Raw genomic sequence first — 20,122 nt, 5'->3', positions numbered from 1 at the left:
GGCGCAGGTGCGCCCAGCCAACTCATCGACAGGCGCGCCGAGCTCGGGGCGTGAAGGGACAGGTGCATGAATCGCAGAAGGATCTCGGGGGTAGTCGCGGCGCTCGTGGCGCCGCTTTGCTGGGGGGCCGCGGCCCTCGCCCAGGGCGACCCTGGAGCGGCCGCGCCGCCGCCCGAAGGCGCGGGGACCCCGGCCGGCGCCCCGGCGGCGGAGGACGCCGCGGGGCTCGACGAGCCGAGCCCGTCGCGCCCGCCGCCGGCGGGGAAGGGCGCCGTGTGGGGCGTCGTCACGGACACCGCCACGAAGGAGCCCCTCCTCGACGCCCAGGTGTCGGTCGTCGGGACGAAGCGCAAGGCCATCGCGGATCTCGAAGGCCGCTATCGCCTGGAGCTCCCGCCGGGGAGCTACGAGCTTCGGATCTGGTACGAGGCGTACAGGCCCCAGCGCGTGCAGGACGTGCGCGTGACCGCCGGGCAGGTGAGCCAGATCGACGTCGGCCTCGATCCGGATCAGCAGGCGGAGGAGGTCATCGAGGTCGAGTTCGAGCCGGAGCGGGCGAGCGTCGCCGCGCAGCTGCTCATCCGGAAGAACGCGGCCCACGTGGGCGACGCGGTCGGCGCGAAGGAGATCGCGAAGACGCCCGATCGCAACGCCGCGGAGGCCGCGAAGCGCATCGTCGGAGCGACCGTGGTCGACAGCAGATACGTGTACGTGCGCGGCCTGGGCGAGCGCTACACGAACGCCCTCTTGAACGGCGCCCCGCTGCCGAGCCCCGAGCCCGACCGGCAGGCTGTCCCGCTGGATCTCTTCCCGTCGCTGGTCCTCAGCGACATCACCGTCGTCAAGACGTTCACCCCCGACATCCCCGGCGATTTCGCGGGCGGCTCGGTCCAGGTCAACACGCGCGAGCTCCCGACAAAGTTCCTCTTCCAGGCCTCGCTGTCGCTCGGCCTGAACAGCCAGGCGACGTTCCGGGATCGGTTGAGCTACGCCGGATCCGGGACCGACTGGCTCGGGATCGACGGCGGCGCCCGCGCGCTGCCGGCCGAGATCCCCGATTACAAGCTGATGCGCCTCGGCCCCAAGCCGGGCGGCGGCACCCTCACGAGGGACGAGATGACGGCTTACGGCAGGGCGATCAACTCGTCGATGGCGACGACGCGGGCGTTCACCCCGCCGAACGGGAGCGGCAGCGCGGTCGTCGGCGACACGCTGAAGCTCGGCGGCGAGCAGCGCCTCGGCTACATCGCCTCGCTGAGCTACGGCCGGAAGTTCTCTCCGCGCGCGGACGAGACCCTCGGTGTCTTCGATCCCCATCCTCGAACCGGCGAGCTCGTTCGCGTCAGCGAGATCACGACGGGGAGCATCCGTGATCAGGTGTCCTGGGGCAGCTTCGGCAGCGTCACCTACAACCCGGATCACGACCACAAGGTGACGCTGACCGGGCTCCACAGCCGTTCGTCGGACGACCTGGCCAGCCAGGCCGACGGAGACCCGAGCGACGGGGACAGCGCGTTTCGCGACACGATGCTGCGATTCATCTCGCGATCGCTCACCCTGGGTCAGCTCCAGGGGGAGCACCGCTTCGGGGCGCTCGACGGCGGGACCCTCGACTGGAAAGCGTCGATCTCCCTCGCGACGTCGGACGAGCCCGACACGAGGGAGACCGTCTACATCCGCGATGACGCGAGCGGCGTCTTCTCGTGGGACGAGGGCACGCTGAGCGGCGCGCACTTCTTCAGCGACATGGGGGACACGAGCTACGGCGGGCAGCTCTCCTATACCCAGCCCCTCGTCCGCGGCGACACCCCGACCCGGCTGAAGGCGGGCGGTCTGCTCAACTTCCGAGAGCGCGAGTTCAACACGCGCCGGTTCCGGTTCAAGCAGCGCCAGGGGGCAGATCCGACGCTCCTGCGCCAGGAGCCGGGAGCGCTGTTCTCGGACGAGAACATCGGCTCGGTGCTCGAGGTCGAGGAGATCACGCGCGAGACCGACTCCTATACGGCGAACGACAACCTCTACGCGGGTTACGTGATGACCGACACCGCCGTGACGCGATGGCTCCGCGCGGTGCTCGGCGCACGGATCGAGGCCTCCTCGCTGTCGCTGAGGGCCTTCGACAGGTACTCCCCGGCGAGCCCCGAGATCCACGTCGAGAGCGACAAGATCGATCTCCTGCCCGCGGTCAACATCGTCGTCAAGGCGACCTCGAATTCGAATGTCAGGCTCGGCGTGGCCAGGACGCTGGCTCGGCCCCAGCTCCGCGAGCTCAGCCCGACCCTGTATCAGGAGGGCTACAGCGGCAGAGAAGTGAAGGGTAATCCCGAGCTCCGGCGGACGAGCGTCGTCAACGGCGATCTTCGCTTCGAGACCTTCCCGACGGCCGGAGAGGTGGCTGCGGTCAGCGTCTTTTACAAGCACTTCCAGGAGCCGATCGAGGAGGTCATCATCCACAACAGCGGCAGGGGCAGGCTCACCTACGTCAACGGAGACGCCGGCCATGTCGCCGGCGTCGAGCTCGAGCTCAGGAAGGGCCTTGGCTTCATCTCCCCGCTCCTGCGGGAGGTCACCGCGCTCGGCAACCTCACGTTCGTGACGTCGGAGGTGACGATCGATCCCGATGTCCGCGTGGGAGGGATCACCATCCAGAGCAGCCCGGAGCACCCTCTCCAGGGGCAATCCCCCTTCGTCGTGAACCTGGGGCTCGACTACACCGGAGAGTCGACCGGCACGAGCGCTCGGCTCCTCTACAACGTGTTCGGCGTCCGGCTCAGGAGGGTGGGGAGCAACCGGCCGGACGAGTACGAGCAGCCGCGGCATCAGATCGACCTGACCGTCGCCCAGCGCCTCGGCGAGCACGTCGAGCTGAAGCTCGCCGGCGAGAACCTCCTCGACGCTCCAGTGCGGGTCACCCAGGGGAGGGAGGACGACGAGGACAACATCGTCAGTCAGTACAGCGCTGGGACGACTGTTACGTTGAGCGCCTCGTATACCTATTGAGCGCATGCCATTGAATCGTCACGCGGCGATCGTCGCGATTTCTCGCGCATGATTCATGGTGGCTCGTCAGGAGATAAATAACATGCGTACATTCGGAATTGCCTTGGCTTGCGTCTCGGCGCTCTCCGTCGCGGCGCTCGCCGCCTGCGGCGACGACGACTCGGTTTCCCCGATCCCGAGCGGCACCTCGGCCACGAGCGGGTCCGGCGGCTCCGGCGGCGGCGGCGGCGGTGGTGGTGGCGCCGCCGCCGATTGCTCCGCCCCGGTGGAGGTCACCGAGGCGATCTCCGCCGACGCGACGTGGACCGCCGACAAGTGCTACCTCATGAAGGGGATCGTCTTCGTCGAGGCCGGCGCCACGCTGACCGTCGAGCCCGGCACGACGATCATGGGCGAGAAGGTGAGCCTCGCGACGCTGGTCGTGAAGCCCGGCGCGAAGCTCCACGCCAAGGGCACCGCCGACAAACCCATCGTGTTCACGAGCCAGGGCGAGGAGGGGGACCGCGCCGCCGGCGACTGGGGCGGCGTCATCCTGCTCGGCGAGGCGCCCATCAACGTCGAGGGCGGCAAGTCCGCCGTCGAGGGCATCACCGGCGAAGGAACCGAGTACGGCGGCGATAAGCCGGAGGACAACAGCGGTGTCCTCGAGTTCGTGCGCATCGAGTACAGCGGGATCCTGCTCTCTCAGGACAACGAGGTGAACGGCCTCACCTTCGCCGGGGTGGGCTCCGGGACGACGGTCGATCACGTGATGGTCCACCACACGCTCGACGATTGCTTCGAGTTCTTCGGCGGCACGGTCAACGCCAAGCACCTCATCTGCGCGCAGAACGGCGACGACGGCATCGACTGGGACCTCGGCTATGTCGGCAAGCTCCAGTTCATCGCGGTCCAGCAGGATCCGTCGGTGGCCGACGACACGAACGGCTTCGAGGGCGACAACGACGCCGACTCGTCGATCAACACGCCGGTCAGCGAGCCGACGATCTACAACGCGACCCTGTGCGGAAAGAACAAGGACGTCGACAAGCAGCAGTACGGCATGCTGCTCCGCCACTCGACGAAGGCCCATATCTTCAACACCATCGTGACCGGCTTCGAGGCGGGGGTGGACCTCCGCGACGAGCTCACCGAGGTCGAGCTCGCGAGCTCGATCTTCTTCGGCAACCTCGCGGCGAACATCGCCCACGTGGAGAACGACGCGAACGAGACCACCGAGTCGAAGCTGGATGACGACGACGACGCCGGAGCGGACGAGATCGCGTGGTTCGAGGGCGAGGCGTCCAACAGCGTCGAGGATCCGGGGCTCGCCGACTGCTTCGCCAAGGCGCCCGACTTCCGGCCGGCGGTCACGCTCGCCGGCAACGCGGCGACGCCGCCCGACGACGGCTTCTTCGACGCGGAGGCGAGCTACATCGGGGCCTTCAAGGCGGAGGACACCTGGGCGACGGGCGCCTGGGTCTCGTTCGACGCGAACTGACGCCGCGCCGTCCACGCGGGCGCCTCGTCGCGTGACGGGCGGACGGGATCCGTAGCGAGAGAAATGACGAAGGCCGGCTCTTCAGCCGGCCTTTATCGTCTCCATCATCACGCCTCCGCCGCAGGCGCTCAGCGCACCCGCGGCGTGAACCCGGACACACTGCTCCGGTGCTCGCTGCATACGCCTCGCGCGTCCGGGTTGTCCTTGAATGACACCCTCCCGCACACCTCACAGATGCAGAGGTGTGCGCGATAGAACTCGCGATCGAGCAGGATGTCGGCGGCGAGCAAACTGAGCACAATGTCGCCCAGGAAGTCGATCTCGCGCGGCGAGGCGACCCAGACGGGACGGCCGCCGACCGCGGCCCGGCGGACCCTGCCCCCGTAGATCGCCGCGTTCAGGAAGCGATCGTCGGCGACGGGAGCGATGAGGCCCCGGAGCGCCGTGATGACGCGACCGCGGGCCTTGTGGATCAGCTCCTCGAGGTTGCTGCCGCCCTCGGAGCGCGGGTCGAGCATGACGGGCGTCGCGCCGGGCTCGCGCACGATCTGGGGGCGCTTCATCAGGCCCGGGGTCACGAGGTGGTCCACGAACCAGTCCTGGAGGTCCTTGAGCGTCCACTCGGAGGCCGGCCACTCCAGGAACTCGAGCGCGCCGCGGAGGCCGCTGGTGCTTTGGAGGCCGGGATGGGTAGGGAAGCTCGGCAGGGTGCGGGATGTGTGCAGACGCCGGGGTGAGCGGCGGCCCGCGTCGTCGATGTTGCGGCCGGAACCCATGTTCACCTCGAGGGCGGACCCCCGGTCCCGATGGATGCGAGCTCTTGCAGAGGCCACCATACCGACAAAACAAGCACAACTCGTGCCGAGCCTGGCGAACGGGAGGACCTTGATTTACCAGGAGTTCTGCCCTTGTAGCCCGAAGCGACCGATGGGATGGCCGGCCACTGGCCGGCCAGGTTCTTGAACAGGTAAGATAGATCCTGATGGACCACTCCACCGTCCGCGTCTCGGTCCCCCCGGAGGCCTCGGTCGCCGAGCCTGTTCCCGGTATCGTGCTGATTTTCTCGGGGGATCAGCCGCGATGCGCGCCGATCCCCCTCGATCGTGGCGCCGTGGTGCTGGGGCGCGGGGGCGTCGCCGGCGTGCCCCTGGTGGATGACTCGCTCATGTCGCGGCGACACGCCCGCATTGCGTACGACGGGGCCGCCTGGACCGTGGAGGACCTCGGCAGCACCAACGGGACGTCCATCAACGGCGAGCCCATCCGCGGCGAGGTCCGGAGGGAGGCGATCCAGATCGTCGGCGCGGGGACGTCGGTGTTCCTCGCGCTCGCCGACATCCGGAGCTTCTCGCGCGGGGGCGTGCAGATCGAGAAGGAGAGCGTCCTCGGGCCCAGGCTGCAGCTGGTCTACGACACCATCCTCCGCGCCGCGGCCGCGGGCGACAGCCTCCTCGTGACGGGCGAGAGCGGTACGGGCAAGGAGCTCGCGGCGCGCGCCTACCACGAGGCGGGGCCGCAGGTGCGCGGGCCCTTCGTGGCCGTCAACTGCGCGGCCATCCCGGAGGGCCTGGCCGAGCGGCTCCTCTTCGGCGCCCGGCGCGGCGCCTACTCCGGCGCGACGCACGACACCGAGGGCTACGTGCAGGCCGCCCACGGGGGCACGCTCTTCCTCGACGAGGTGGCCGAGCTCGACGCGGCCGTCCAGGCGAAGCTGTTGCGGACGATCGACACCCGGCAGGTGCTCGAGCTCGGCGCGGTCGCGCCTCGCCCGGTGCAGATCCGGATCTGCGCCGCGACACACGACCTGCGCGCGCGGGTCGCCCAGGGCCGCTTCCGGGACGATCTCTACTACCGCATCGGCCGGCCCGAGGTCCGGCTCCCGCCGCTCCGGGAGCGCACCGAGGAGATCCCCTGGCTGCTCACGCAATGCGCGAAGGCGGTCGGCACGGCCTACGGCAAGGCGCCGCCGACGATTCACCATTCAATGATCCTCGCGTGTGCGATGCGCCGCTGGCCAGGGAACCTGCGCGAGTTCGTCGGCGAGGCCCGGCGCGCCGTGACGCGCGCGCTCGACGAGGGCCGGCGCACGGTCGAGGCCAAGGATCTCGACCCGCTCGCGGGCATCGGGCTGGGCCCGGAGACGCTGGAGCCGCGCACCCGGCAGGCAGGCAGCGATGTGAGGCCGGGCCCTCCGCGCGCGAGCCAGGCGCCGCCCGAAGATGAGATCGCCGAGGCGCTTCGCCTCGAGCGAGGCAATGTGTCTCGCGCGGCCAGCAGGCTCGGCGTGCACAGGAATCGAATCCGGCGCTGGCTAGAGAAGAATGGCGTGGATCGCTCCCACTTCGCCGAGGGGAGCGATCTGTCCGATAACGACTGAGCAGCTCACCGACGTGGTAAGCACAAGTACAGGATCACGTCAATGACGACACTGCATTGATAGAAAGCGCTTGCCCCCCGCGCTGCGCTTCGATGACGAAGTCGCTCCGGGCGTAGGCTGCTGAGGCCGACAGGACGTCCGTTCCATACATTGCCTCCAGCAAGCGCTCTGTTCCCCCGGGGTGATTGCTGGGCCGCGGCGCCGCTCCTCTCCGGCGAACCCAGCCCGGCCGTCGAGAGGCCGGTCGTCGCAGGGTTGCCTCCATCCGGCGACGCAACGCTGGCTCGATCGACCGAGCGTCCATGTATAGGGACTTTACAGACGTGGTGTTGCGGGTTGTAATGTAGTGTGTAAGCCCCGTCTCCCAGCGAGGTGCTGTCACGATCACGGTCAAGTCAACGAGTCCGGCGCGCGCGGCGCGCCGGGTCGGAGGGCGCTCCAAAGAGAGCAGCGGTAAGGTGTGCCGTGTCCTGCGCGTGGCGCGCGTCATCGGGCGGCGCGCGCCACCGCGCTGCGCGCGAGCCGCCAGGCACGCGACCTCGAGGCCGCGCGCATCGCGGCCCGCCCGCGCCCCGCGGCGGGCGGGGGACTCCTTCCTGGGGGGCGGCCGCGGTCGCCTCGTGCGGTGCCTACGAGTGCCTACGTCTGCCGCCAGAAGGCAGGTTCGGACGGCGCGAGGAGCGCGAAGAAGGGAGCGCGATGCACAATCATGATCTTGGACTTGACCGGACGAGCGGCTTCATCGATGTACAGAGAGTTGTCTGTCGGGCCCTCGTGCGAGCTCAGGTCCCGTCGCGTCATGGGCGTGCGCCGCGCTTCGCGGCGCTACCGCGCGCGCGCGGCCGCCGAACGCCTGCTCCCGGCTCGCCGTCGGGCTCTCCCGCAGCGACATCAGCAAACATTGAAACCCCCGGCTCCTGCGAGGTGATCGACGTCATGCGTTCGCGCTTGAACTCGGCCGATCGCGGAGAGCCCAGCCAGGACGGCGGGCTGCCTGGTTGAACAGCCCTGGACACCATGAACGCGATCCGTAGACACGCATCGGCCGAAGAGGCGTCTGTCAGCCTACGAGCGCACATCGAGGGGCCGACCAGCTCGGCCGCGTCCGGCCCCGGGCTCGGACAGCAGCCAAGCTCGGGCACCCGGCAGACCCACTCCCGGCGCCGCCCGTTCCTGAGCCGCCTGCTGGCGGCGGGCGAGGCGATCGACGCGGGGGATGGCGAGAGCGCGAGAGCCCTCCTGGAGGGCATCCTGCGGGCGGAGCCCGATACGGGGGACGCCTCGGAGCGCATTTCAGGCGTGTTCGGCCGAGCGTTGCTCGCTCGTCTGGACGGAGATCGCTCCGGCGATGGCAACCTCTACCTGCGCAGCGCTGGACCGCGGGACATGCTCGCGGCGTTTCAGCTGCTCGTGCACGCGACGCCGCTCATCCGTTTCGGATACCTCAGCGCGAACGCGGCGATCGTGGAGGCGTTCCAGGACGAGCGGGAGATCCACGTCATCGACATCGGCGTCGGGGGCGGTACCCAGTGGCCGTTCCTGCTACATCGGCTGGCGACGCGGCCCGGCGGCCCGCCGCGGGTCCGGTTGACCGGGATCGACCTGCCGTGCCGGGGCCCGGATCCCGAGCAGCGGCTGCGCTGGGCGGGCGCGTTCATCGGGGGATGGGCGGAGCGGCTGAAGGTCCCCTTCGAGTTCCACGGTGTCGCGTCCTCGGTCGAGCGCGTCGACTGGAGCCGTATTGCGTCCCGCGCGACGGCGCCCATCGCCGTCAATGCGGCGTTCGCATTGCACCACGTACCCGACGCCTCGGTCCACGCCACCGCGAACCGCGACACCATTCTCACGCGGATCCGCGCGTTGTCGCCGCGCGTGCTGACGCTCGTCGAGCCGGACGTGGAGCACAACGCGCTGCAGTTCCTCCCGCGCCTCTCCGAGGCGATCGGCCATTACTATGCGGTATTCCAGGCGCTCGAGGCGCTGCTCCCGCCGCACATCGCCGCGCGCGAGACCATCGAGCAGGTCTTCTTCGGTCAGGAGGTGATGAACGTGGTGGTGGGCGAGGGGTCGGCGCGGGTCGAGCGGCACGAGCGCCGTGGCGCCTGGCAGCGCCGCCTCCGCATGAACGGCTTCGAGCCGCTGCGCGTCTCCCAGCACGAGCCGCCGGTCCGCGCAGGGCTGCGCCTCAGCCAGGGGTTCGACGTCCGGACGGACGAGCCGGCGCTGCTGCTCATGCGCAACGGGGTGTCCATCGTGTCCGCGTCGGCGTGGCGCCCGCGGCCGGTGCCGCCGCCATCGCGGTTCATCTCCGGGCTGTTCCGCCGGGCCGGCTGAGCGCTCGCTTGTCGGGGACGCCCGCGGCGCGGGCCTCGTGCGATTCGTCCGCTGAGCGGTCGTCGTGGTGGGGGCTGTTCTTGGCGCTCATGGCTGCTCCGCGCCCGGTCGGGGGGATTGGCTGGCGCGTCGTTGCACGCGCTCTCTATGGCCGCAGTCGCATCTCGGGCGATGGGGTAAGCGCAAGTGCCACCGCCGAGCTCAGGGATGAGCTCAGCGGGTCACGAGCACCTTGAGGGCGCCCGGCGCGGCCGCGGCCCGCAGCGCCTCCTCGGCGCGCTCCAGCGGGAGGCGGGCCGACACGAGCGAGCGGACGTCGACGGTCCGGCCCTCGAGGGCGCGCAGGGCAGGATCGAACAGCCCGCAGCGTGAACCGACCACGGTGATCTCGTGGACGACAAGGTCCGCGAGGTGGACGCTGGAGAGCCCGGCGACCGTGCTCTTCAGCACGAGCGTGCCCCGCGGCCGGGTCGCGCGGACCGCCCTCGTGAACCCCTCGGCCGTGCCGGTGGCCTCGACCACGAGCTCGGCCGGCTCGCCGGCCCAGGCGCCCTGAGGAGGCGCGGCGCCGGCGCCGGGGTCGACCGGGCGAAAGAGCTCGGTCGCGATGCCCTGCGCGCGCAGCAAGGCGAGCTTCTCCTCGTGCTTGCCGACCGCGAGGACGCGGGCGCCGGCCTGGTGCAGCACCTGGGCGATGAGCAGGCCGAGCTTCCCGTCGCCGAACACGAGCGCCGAGGTGCCCGGCGCCACGCGCACCTGCTCCAGGATCGCGAACGCCGCCGCGAGCGGCTCCGTGAACACCGCCTCCTCGTCGTCCACCCGGTCGTCCACGGCGTGCAGGTTCGCCACGGGCACTGCGACGCGCTCCGCCAGCGCGCCGTCGGCGCCGACGATGCCCATCACCGTGCGCGCCGGGCAGTGCCGTCCCAGCCCGCGCGCGCACGTACTGCAGAGGCCGCACGCGAAGTTGATCTCCCCGACCACGCGACGGCCGCGCCAGGCGGCCGGCCCGTCCACGACCTCCCCGACGAACTCGTGCCCGAGCGTGCCGCGGAAGCCCATGTAACCCTTGGTGATTTCGAGATCCGTGTTGCAGATCCCCGCGCACCGCACCTCGACCACGGCCATGCCGGCCGTGATCGAGGGCGGGTCGCGGTCGATGACGCGCGCCGCCGTGCCGTCCCAGACCAGCGCTCGCACGGGCGAGCTCTAGCCTGCCGCGAGCGCCAGCCGGCGCTTCGCCGCCTGCATCAGGTACGCGTCGACCGCCTCGGCGGCCTTGCGCCCCTCCGCGATCGCCCACACGACGAGGCTCTGGCCGCGCGACATGTCGCCGGCGGCGAAGACGCCGTCCACGCTCGTGCGCCCGCCCGGCGCCTTCACGTTGCCGCGCTGGTCCATCGCGACGCCGAGCTGCTCGATCAGCCCCTCGCGCTCGGAGCCGACGAAGCCCATCGCGAACAGGACGAGCTCGCACGGGATCTCGAACTCGCTCCCCGGGACCGGCACGAACTTCCCGCCTTCCAGGCTCACCCGCGTCGCCTTGAGGGCGCGCACGTGCCCGTGCTCGTCCCCGAGGAACGCGGTGGTCGAGACCGACCAGTCGCGCTCGCCGCCCTCCTCGTGCGAGGACGACGAACGGAGGATGAGCGGCCACGCGGGCCAGGGGTTCGTCAGCGAGCGCTGCTCGGGCGGGCGGGGGAGGAGCTCGAGCTGCGTCACGTGCGCCGCGTTGTGCCGGTGGCTCGTGCCGAGGCAGTCCGAGCCGGTGTCGCCGCCGCCGATGACGACCACGCGCTTGCCCGTCGCGAGGATCGCCTCGCTGTCGGGGATCACGTCGCCGGCGACCCGCTTGTTCTGCTGCGTCAGGAAATCCATCGCGAAGTGGACGCCCTTCAGCTCCCGGCCCGGCACCGGCAGATCGCGCGGCCGGCGCGCCCCGCCGCAGAGCACGATGGCGTCGTACTGCTCGCGCAGCGCGTCGCCGGTGATGTCGACGCCGCAGTGGACGCCCGTGCGGAAGGTCACCCCCTCGGCCTGCATCTGTTCCATGCGGCGGTCGATGAGGTGCTTCTCCATCTTGAAGTCGGGGATGCCGTAACGGAGCAGGCCGCCGATGCGGTCGTCACGCTCGAAGAGCGTCACGTCGTGCCCCTGGCGCGCGAGCTGCTGCGCGGCCGCGAGGCCGGCCGGCCCCGACCCGATCACCGCGACCTTCTTGCCCGTGCGCTGCTTCGCGATGACCGGCACGACGAGGTTCCGCTCGAAGGCGCGATCGGCGACGCCGCGCTCGACGTTCTTGATCGTGACCGGCTTGCCCTCGATGTTCAGCACGCACGCCGCCTCGCAGGGCGCCGGGCACACGCGCCCGGTGAACTCGGGGAAGTTGTTCGTCGCGTCGAGCGCCGCGATCGCCTCGGGGAGGCGATCGCGGAACATGTGATCGTTCCAGTCGGGGATCAGGTTCCCGAGCGGACACCCGTCGTGACAGAACGGGATGCCGCAGTCCATGCACCGCGCCGCCTGATCGCGCAGCTCGGGATCGGGGATCGGGAGCTCGAACTCCTGCCAGTCGTTCAATCGATCGGAGACGGGTCGCTTCTTGAGGTCGACCCGCTGGATCTCGAGGAAGCCTCGTACCTTACCCATGGGCGGCCGACCTCTCTCCCGCGCTCGCGGGGCCCGCGTTGGCGGGGATGTAACGTCCAGTGGAAACGTAGGGGGTGGAGGGTGAAAGGAGGGACACGATCCCGTCGGTCGCGTCCGCCCCGTTCGTCGCGGGCGACGCCGCGGCCTCGAGGGCGCGCCGGTACTCGCTCGGGACGACCTTCACGAACTTCGACAGGACGGCCTGCCAGGAGTCGAGCAGCTCGGTCGCCTTCCGGCTGCCCGTGCGCTGCACGTGCTCCTCGAGCAGCGCCCGCACCGACGCGGCGTCGGCCGCGGTCATCGTCTCGAGCTGCACCATCTCCTTGTTGCAGCGCGCCTCGAAGAGCGCGTCCTCGTCGAAGACGTAGGCGAGCCCGCCGCTCATGCCGGCCCCGAAGTTGCGGCCGGTGGTGCCGAGGATGATCACGGTGCCGCCCGTCATGTACTCGCAGCCGTGGTCGCCCACGCCCTCGACGACGGTGGTGGCGCCGCTGTTCCTGACCGCGAAGCGCTCGCCGGCGCGGCCGTTGAAGAACGCGCGGCCGCTCGTCGCGCCGTAGAGCACGACGTTGCCGACGATGACCTGGTCGTCCGGCTTGAACGGCGCCTCGCGCGGCGGGCGCACCGCCACCACGCCGCCCGAGAGGCCCTTGCCGACGTAGTCGTTCGCGTCGCCCTCGAGCTCGAGCGTCATGCCCCGCGAGGCGAAGGCGCCGAAGCTCTGGCCGGAGCTGCCTGTGCACTTCACCACGATGCTGTCCTCGGGCAGCCCGGCGCCGCCGTGACGGCGCGCGATCTCACCGCTCAGCATGGCGCCGAGCGTCCGGTCCGAGTTCCGCACGCGGGTCTCGATGACGACGGGCGACCCGCCGTCGATCGTGGCGCGCGCCTGCTCGATCAGCCTGAGGTCGAGCACCCGGTCGAGCTTGTGGTCCTGCGGCTCGACGCAGTGGTTCGGGCTCGTGAGGGCCTCCTTCGGGCGGTAGAGCACCTCGGAGCAGTCGATCTTCCTCGCCTTCGCGTGGAGCCCGGTGCGCCGCTGCACGATGCAGTCGGAGCGCCCGACCATCTCGGTCAGGGTGCGGAAGCCCAGGCTCGCCATGATCTGCCGGAGCTCCTCCGCCACGTAGAAGAAGAAGTTGATGACGTGCTCCGGCGCGCCCGTGAACTTCTTGCGGAGCTCCGGGTCCTGCGTGGCGATGCCGACGGGGCAGGTGTTGAGGTGGCACTTGCGCATCATGATGCAGCCCGCCGCGACGAGCGGCGCCGTGGAGAAGCCGAACTCCTCGGCGCCGAGCAAGGCGGCGAACGCCACGTCCCGGCCGGTCATCAGCTTGCCGTCGGTCTGCACGATGGCGCGGCCGCGGAGCCCGTTCATCACGAGCACCTGGTGCGCCTCGGCGAGCCCGAGCTCCCACGGCACGCCCGCGTGGTGGATCGACGTGAGCGGGGAGGCGCCGGTGCCGCCCGAGTCGCCGCTGATCAGCACCACGTCGGCGTGCGCCTTCACGACGCCCGCGGCGATGGTGCCGACGCCCGCCTCGGCGACGAGCTTCACGCTGATGCGCGCCTTCGAGTTGATGTTCTTCAGGTCGAAGATGAGCTGCGCGAGATCCTCGATCGAGTAGATGTCGTGGTGCGGCGGCGGCGAGATCAGCGTCACGCCGGCGGTCGAGTGGCGCACCTTCGCGATCACCGCGTCGACCTTGTGGCCCGGGAGCTGGCCGCCCTCGCCGGGCTTGGCCCCCTGCGCCATCTTGATCTGCAGCTCGTCGGCGTTGACGAGGTACTGGGCCGTGACGCCGAACCGCCCCGACGCGACCTGCTTCACCGCGCTCCGCTTCGAGTCGCCGTTCGGCAGCCGGAGGAAGCGCCCCGGGTCCTCGCCGCCCTCGCCGGTGTTCGACCGCGCGCCGATGCGGTTCATCGCGACGGCGAGGGTCTCGTGGGCCTCCTTCGAGATGCTGCCGAAGGACATGGCGCCCGTGGCGAAGCGCCTGACGAGCGAGGTCGCGGGCTCGACCTCCTCGATCGGCACCGGCGGGCCGACGGGCTTGAAGTCCCACAGCCCGCGGAGCGACATCGGGTGCTCGCGCTGCTCGTTGATGACCGCGGAGTACTCGGCGTAGCTCTTCGCGTCGTCGAGGCGGACCGCCCGCTGGAGCGTCGAGACCGACTGCGGCGTCCAGAGGTGCCGCTCGCCGAACACGCGGAAGTGGTGGTGGCCGCCGACGTCGAGGTGCGCGCGCGCCCGCTCGCCGTACGCCGCCTGGTGGCGGGCGAGCGTCTCCTCCGCGATCTCGCGCAGCCCGACGCCGCGGACGCGCGACGCCGTGCCGGTGAAGTACGCGTCGATGACGAGCTGGTCGACGCCGATCGCCTCGAAGATCTGCGCGCCCTGGTAGCTGGAGAGCGCGCTGATCCCCATCTTGGACATGATCTTCAGGATGCCCTTCTTGAGCGCCTTCACGTACCGCGAGCTCGCCGCCGGGGGCGACAGGTCGGGGCCGAGGGTCTTGTCGCGGCACATCGCCGCGATCGACTCGAACGCGAGGTACGGGTTCACCGCGCCCGCGCCGTAGCCGATGAGCAGCGCCATGTGGCCGACCTCGCGCGCCTCGCCGGTCTCGACGATGATGCCGGCGCGCGTGCGCGTCCCCTCGTTGATGAGGTGGTGGTGCACGGCGCCCGTCGCGAGCAGGCTCGGGATGGGGGCGAGCGTCTCGTCGATGCCGCGGTCGCTCAGGATGAGGATGCTCGCGCCGTCGGCGATCGCGCGGCTCGCGTCCTTGCAGAGCTTGGCGAGCGCGTTGCGCAGGTTGTCCTCCGGGTCACCGTCGACCGAGAAGTACATCGGCAGCGTGGCCGCGCGGAAGTCGGGGAAGACGTTCTTGCGCAGCTTGGACAGATCGTCCTGCGTGAGGATCGGGTGCGGCAGCTCGAGCATCCGGCACTGGCGGGGCGTCTCCTCGAGGAGGTTGCCCTCGCCGCCGACGCAGCTCACGAGCGACATCACGATCTCCTCGCGGAGCGGGTCGACCGGCGGGTTGGTGACCTGCGCGAACAGCTGCTTGAAGTAGCGGAAGAGCAGCTGGGGCTTCTCGGAGAGGACGGCGAGCGGGATGTCGATGCCCATCGAGCCCACCGGCTCCTCGCCGAGGGTGGCCATCGACGCGAGGATCATCCGCAGGTCCTCCTCGGTGTAGCCGAACGTCTGCTGCAGGGACCGGAGGTCCGCGTGCGGGATGGTGTAGAGGCTCGGGACGTCCTCGAGGGCGCGCAGGTCGATCTTGTTCTCGGCGACCCACGCCGCGTACGGCTTCTGCGTCGCGACCCGGCGCTTGATCTCGTCGTCGCTGACGACGCGCCCCTCGCTCGTGTCGACGAGGAACATCTTGCCCGGCTGGAGGCGCCCCTTCTGGATGACGCGCGACGGCTCGATGTCGAGCACGCCGAACTCGCTCGCGAGCACGACGAGCCCGTCGCCCGTCACGACGTACTTCGCCGGGCGCAGCCCGTTGCGGTCGAGCGTCGCGCCGATCAGCTGGCCGTCGGTGAAGCACAGCGCCGCGGGGCCGTCCCAGGGCTCGATGAGGCAGCCGTGGTACTCGTAGAACGCCTTCTTCTCGGCCGACATGTCCGGGTCGTGCGCCCAGGCCTCCGGCACGAGCATCATCATCACGTGCGGCAGCGACCGGCCGCTCGCGAGCAGGAAGTCGACGACGTTGTCGAGCGCGGACGAGTCGGACCCGCCGGCGCGGATGATCGGCTTGAAGTCCTCGATCGCGTTCGCGAACACATCGCTCTTGAGCAGCGCCTCGCGCGCCGACATCCACGCGGTGTTGCCGCGCACCGTGTTGATCTCGCCGTTGTGCGCGATGACCCGGTACGGGTGCGCGCGCTCCCACGTGGGGAAGGTGTTCGTCGAGAAGCGCGAGTGCACCATCGCGAGCCGCGACACGGCGCGCTTGTCGGACAGATCGGGGTAGAACGCCGCGACCTGCTCCGCGAGCATCAGGCCCTTGTAGACGACGGTCCGCGATGAACAGGAGGCGATGTAGAAGTCATCGGAATGGGCGGTGCGGCCGGCGCGCTTGCGGACCGCATAGAGGACCTGCTCGAAGGACTGGCGAGGCGCGACCCTGCCGATGAACAGCTGGCGGATCGCGGGGCGCGAGTCGCGCGCGACCGGGCCGATCGCCGCGTCGTCGATGGGGACGTCGCGCCAGCCGAGGACGCGCTGGCCGTGGTGCACGACCGCGGCCTCGAGGATCGCCTCGCACTGGCGGCGCCGGGACGGGCTCTGCGAGAAGAACACCGTCGCGACGGCGTAGTCGCCGGGAGGAGGCAGCGCGATGCCCACGGCAGCCAGGGATGCGGCGTACAGCTCGTGCGGGATCTGGAGGAGGACGCCCGCGCCGTCGCCGGTGCAGGGGTCGCAGCCAGCGGCGCCGCGATGGGTTAGATTTTCGAGGATCTCGAGCGCTTGGCAGACGACCTCGTGCGTCGCTTCACGGCGGAGCGTGGCGACGAATCCGAGACCGCAGGCGTCGTGTTCGAAAGCCGGATCGTAAAGACCTTGTCGTTGGGGCAGAGGCATGGTGCTGACTTCACACGCGCGTAGCACATGTGGCACAAGGATTGGAGCCCTAGTTAATGCGGCGCGCCAGTACCCGCCGAATCGGGCCCAAAATCCGGGGGGCGGTCCCCCCTCTCCGCGGCCCGGATGGGCCGGGGGGGGCGGCGCTCGGCAGTGGACGCCCGTCGCCGCCCGTGGTGTGGGTGGGGCTGGCCGGCTTGCTGGCCCGTCCACCGGCGACGTGTCATTCGGATGAAGCTCTTCGCACTCAGTGATCTCCACGTCGGCTATGCGGAGAACCGGTGCGCCATCGAGCGCATGACGCCGCGGCCGAACGACTGGCTCATCCTCGCTGGCGACCTCGGGGAGACGGAGCAGCACCTGCTCTACGTGCTCGATACCCTGGGCCCTCGGTTCAAGCAGCTCGTGTGGGCGCCGGGCAACCACGAGCTCTATACGGTGCCGAGTGAGCGCGGCGCGCCGCGCGGCCGGGCTCGCTACGATCGGCTGGTCGAGCTATGCCGGAGCCGCGGGGTGATTACGCCGGAGGACCCTTACGTGCTTTGGGAGGGCGAGGGCGGGCCGCACGTGCTGGCGCCGATGTTTCTGCTCTATGACCACAGCTTCCGGCCGGCCGGCGTGGCCGAGCACGACGCGGTGGCGTGGGCGATGCAGAGCGGCGTCCTCTGCATGGACGAGGAGCTGCTCGACCCGGCCCCGTACGCGAGCCGGCCGGCGTGGTGCCGGGCCCGCCTCGCCGAGACCGAGGCGCGACTCGCCGCGATCGACGACCACCCCACGGTGCTCATCAACCACTTCCCGCTGCGGGAAGAGCTCGTGCGCCTGTGGCGCATCCCGCGCTTCTCGATCTGGTGCGGGACGCGGCGCACGCACGATTGGCACACGCGGTTCCGCGCGCGGGTGGTCGTCTCAGGGCACCTCCACATCCCCCGCACCGACTGGATCGACGGTGTTCGTTTCGAGGAGGTGTCGTTCGGCTACCCGCGCCAGCGGCCCGCCGGGCTCACCGTCGACAGCTGCCTGCGCGAGATCCTGCCGGGGCCCGCGGCCGCGGCTCCGCTGGGGGCGTAGATGATCGAGATCGGTCCCGGCACCGCGCACCTCTGGTACGTCTTCTCCGAGCCGGTCCGCGACGAGGCGCTGCTCGCCGCGTACCACCGGCTGATGGCGCCGGACGAGGCGGTGCAGCAGGCGCGCTTCCTGTTCGCCGAGAACCGGCACGAGTACCTGCTCACCCGCGCGCTCGTGCGCACGGTCCTCTCGAAGTACGCGGACGTCGCGCCCGAGGCATGGACGTTCGTCCGAAACGAATTCGGTCGGCCGCAGATCGCGGGGCCGCCGGGCGTGCCGCCGCTCCGGTTCAACCTGTCCAACACGCGGGGGCTCATCGCCTGCCTTGTCGCGCTGGACCGCGACGTGGGGGTCGACGTCGAGGACACCGAGCGATCGAGCAGCGCGGTGGACATCGCCGACCGCTTCTTCTCGCCCGTCGAGGTGCGCGCGCTGCGCGCCCTGCCGAAGGAGAGGCAGAGCGCGCGCTTCTTCGAGTACTGGACGCTCAAGGAGTCGTACATCAAGGCGCGCGGGATGGGGCTCGCGATCCCGCTCGACCAGTTCTCGTTCCACCTCGACGACGGGCCGGCGATCGGCATCTCCTTCGATCCGCGGCTCGGCGACGATCGCTCGGCCTGGCAGTTCGCGCTCTACCAGCCCTCGGCGCGGCACAGGATGGCCGCCGCCCTCCGCACGGGAGGCGAGCCTCCGCTGTCGATCGAGCTCCGGGAGACGGTGCCGCTGCGCGACGGCGGATGAGCGGCGGCGCGGGCCGCCCGCGCGGCGCGGTCAGTCCGGCCGCTCGATCGAGAGCTCGACGTTGCGCCACGACGGCGCGCCGCTGCCGTCGCGGCCGAAGCCGGAGGTGACGTCCACGACGGCCCGGCGGCGCCCCTCGGCGGCGACCGGGTCGTCGTCGACGGCGTAGTCGAGGGCGACCCCCCGGATGGCGGCGAAGCCGTTGTCCTCGTCCCAGATCTCGATGACGCGGACCTGGTGGGGGTAATCGGAGAGCGCGGAGGTCTCGAGCTCCCAGTAGGCGTGCCCGCCGCTCGGCGTCACCGGGGTCACCCGGTGCACGTGCGTGTGGCCCGCGAGGTGGAGGAGCACGTTGTCGTAGCCGCCGACGAGCGCCTGCCACGCCTCGACGCTGAGCGCGCCGGGCACGACGGGGGTGCCCGTCGCGGCGAAGGAGCCATCCCCGAGCAGGCGCGACGCGTGGTGGGACGCGAGGACGACCCACCTGCGATCGCGCTGCGCTCGGTCGAGCGCCGGGCGGATGAACCGCTCGACGTCGTCCTCGAGGAGCACGCCGTTCGGGCCTCCGGTCTCGGCGGCCGTGTCGAGCACGAGGACGCGGAGGGGCGTGTCCTTCACGTCGAACTCGTAGAACGCCTTCCCGTACGCCTGCTCGTCGGGCCCGATCCCGTGCCCGTCGCCCGTCGCCGCCAGCTGATCGAGCAGCGCGGGGCGGCTCAGGAGCGCTCGCCTCGGGTCGGGCACGACCTCGCCGGTGACCACCGGACCGCCGGGGAGCGACCAGTCGCGCGTCCCGCCGTCCGAGAGGCTCCCCGTCACGAGCTCGGCGCGCGTGTCCACGGGGAAGTTCCCCTGATGCAGGACATCGTGGTTGCCGGTCACCCAGCGCCACGGCATGAGCAGCCCCTCGGCGAAGAACGGGTCCTTGGGATCGTTGTCCGGGCCCTGGACGGGATCGTCGTCGTCGCCCGAGTCGCACTCGACGCGCTCGGCGCCGTCGAGGATGGCCGTGAACCACGCGATCTCGTTCGTCTGCGCGCTGTCGGCGTTGTCGCCGCCGAGCAGGACGAAGTCGACCGGCGTGCTCCGGTGGAACGCGTTGATGGTGCGGACGGCGGCGTTGAGGATCCGGCACTCGTGCCCTTCCTGCGGGCGGAACGCCGACGCGAAGGGGCCGGGCCCGTCGAAGATCGCGAGCCGCGCGGGCGACTCGTCGTCGGCGAGCTGGGTGTCGGCGAGGTGCACGAACCGCGTCAGCAGCTTCGGGCGCGGGCCGCGCGGCGGCGGGGGCGTGCCGTCGAGCGTCGCCGGCGCGAGCGGCTGCCCCGGTCCGATCTCGAGCTCGCCGTAGCCCTCGGCGAGCATCTGCTCGATCTCCACCGGCACCGCGGGGTTCCTGGCCGGCGGATCGATCACCGCGGTGCGCGGCACGAGGGTGCGCTCGGTCGTCAGCGGCGGCGCGCCCGCGAGCGCCGGCAGCGGCGCCGGCGCAGGCAGCGGCGCGCGATCGACGGACTCCTCCGCCGCGCAGGCCGCGAGCGCAAGGAGGAAGACCGCCGCGGGGCGACCTCCGCGCGCGCGTGCGCGGAGCGATCGACCGGGCTCCGCCGTTCTCGTGCCCACGGCTCGTGTCTGGCTCATCGCTTCCTTACATGACAAGACAGCAGCGCCTGATCAAGAAATGTTCATTCTGGCGGTATCGTCCTCGCTGACGGCCGGCCTCGACAAAGAAGCGAGAGTTTCCGGAATGCGGGTTAACCACCCCACGTGTTCCTGGGTCGCCGCGGAGCGTCACGTGGATGAGCACAAGCGAACTGAACCATGGTAGGGCGGAGCCGCGGCCAGCGCGCCGGCTGCTGCTAGGATGCGG

11 protein-coding genes are annotated in these 20,122 nt (G+C 70.6%); 6 read left to right on the top strand and 5 right to left on the bottom strand.

Annotated features, from left to right (window positions below):
- Positions 1-66 precede the first annotated feature (66 nt).
- Together WME75_RS27010 and WME75_RS27005 are read left to right on the top strand one after the other, a co-directional pair.
- Positions 67-3,000, top strand: coding sequence for a TonB-dependent receptor domain-containing protein (locus WME75_RS27010; RefSeq protein WP_437476712.1), 2,934 nt, complete (start codon positions 67-69; stop codon positions 2,998-3,000).
- 82 nt (positions 3,001-3,082) lie between these two features.
- Positions 3,083-4,480, top strand: a complete 1,398-nt coding sequence (locus WME75_RS27005; protein WP_437476709.1) for a T9SS C-terminal target domain-containing protein — start codon at positions 3,083-3,085, stop codon at positions 4,478-4,480.
- Positions 4,481-4,608: 128 nt separating this feature from the next.
- Here WME75_RS27005 and WME75_RS27000 read toward each other — a convergent pair whose 3' ends face one another.
- Positions 4,609-5,256: a hypothetical protein gene (locus WME75_RS27000; protein ID WP_437476706.1), complete on the bottom strand. Its 648-nt coding sequence runs from the start codon at positions 5,254-5,256 to the stop codon at positions 4,609-4,611.
- Positions 5,257-5,462: 206 nt separating this feature from the next.
- Here WME75_RS27000 and WME75_RS26995 point away from each other — a divergent pair, with 206 nt between their 5' ends.
- Together WME75_RS26995 and WME75_RS26990 are read left to right on the top strand one after the other, a co-directional pair.
- A complete protein-coding gene (locus tag WME75_RS26995; RefSeq protein WP_437476704.1) occupies positions 5,463-6,857 on the top strand; it encodes a sigma 54-interacting transcriptional regulator in 1,395 nt (464 codons plus the stop codon).
- Between the two features lie 1,017 nt (positions 6,858-7,874).
- Entirely contained in the window at positions 7,875-9,191 is a 1,317-nt protein-coding gene (locus WME75_RS26990) for a GRAS family protein (protein ID WP_437476701.1), read from the top strand.
- A 213-nt stretch (positions 9,192-9,404) separates the two neighbouring features.
- On the opposite strand, the gene WME75_RS26985 is transcribed toward WME75_RS26990, so the two are convergent.
- From WME75_RS26985 to gltB, 3 genes are read right to left on the bottom strand one after another with little or no spacing between them, the layout of a single operon-like run.
- A complete protein-coding gene (locus WME75_RS26985) occupies positions 9,405-10,391 on the bottom strand; it encodes an MDR/zinc-dependent alcohol dehydrogenase-like family protein (RefSeq protein WP_437476698.1) in 987 nt (328 codons plus the stop codon).
- A gap of 9 nt (positions 10,392-10,400) precedes the next feature.
- Positions 10,401-11,840: a glutamate synthase subunit beta gene (locus WME75_RS26980; protein WP_437476696.1), complete on the bottom strand. Its 1,440-nt coding sequence runs from the start codon at positions 11,838-11,840 to the stop codon at positions 10,401-10,403.
- Positions 11,833-16,440 carry a glutamate synthase large subunit gene (gltB, locus tag WME75_RS26975; RefSeq protein WP_437476694.1) on the bottom strand — a complete coding sequence of 1,536 codons (4,608 nt, stop codon included), beginning with the start codon at positions 16,438-16,440 and terminating at the stop codon, positions 11,833-11,835. Before gltB ends, WME75_RS26980 begins: the two co-directional genes overlap by 8 nt.
- 231 nt (positions 16,441-16,671) lie before the next feature.
- On the opposite strand from gltB, the gene WME75_RS26970 reads away from it, so the two are divergent.
- Positions 16,672-17,511, top strand: coding sequence for a metallophosphoesterase family protein (locus tag WME75_RS26970; protein ID WP_437476691.1), 840 nt, complete (start codon positions 16,672-16,674; stop codon positions 17,509-17,511).
- Positions 17,512-18,252, top strand: a complete 741-nt coding sequence (locus WME75_RS26965) for a 4'-phosphopantetheinyl transferase family protein (protein ID WP_437476688.1) — start codon at positions 17,512-17,514, stop codon at positions 18,250-18,252. It abuts the gene before it with no gap.
- 30 nt (positions 18,253-18,282) lie between these two features.
- On the opposite strand, the gene WME75_RS26960 is transcribed toward WME75_RS26965, so the two are convergent.
- Positions 18,283-19,893, bottom strand: coding sequence for a metallophosphoesterase (locus WME75_RS26960; RefSeq protein ID WP_437476685.1), 1,611 nt, complete (start codon positions 19,891-19,893; stop codon positions 18,283-18,285).
- Positions 19,894-20,122 lie beyond the last annotated feature (229 nt).

The organism is Sorangium sp. So ce1014 (assembly GCF_051521505.1).
GTDB lineage: Bacteria > Myxococcota_A > Polyangia > Polyangiales > Polyangiaceae > Sorangium.
This window is presented reverse-complemented; position numbering and strand designations above follow the sequence as displayed.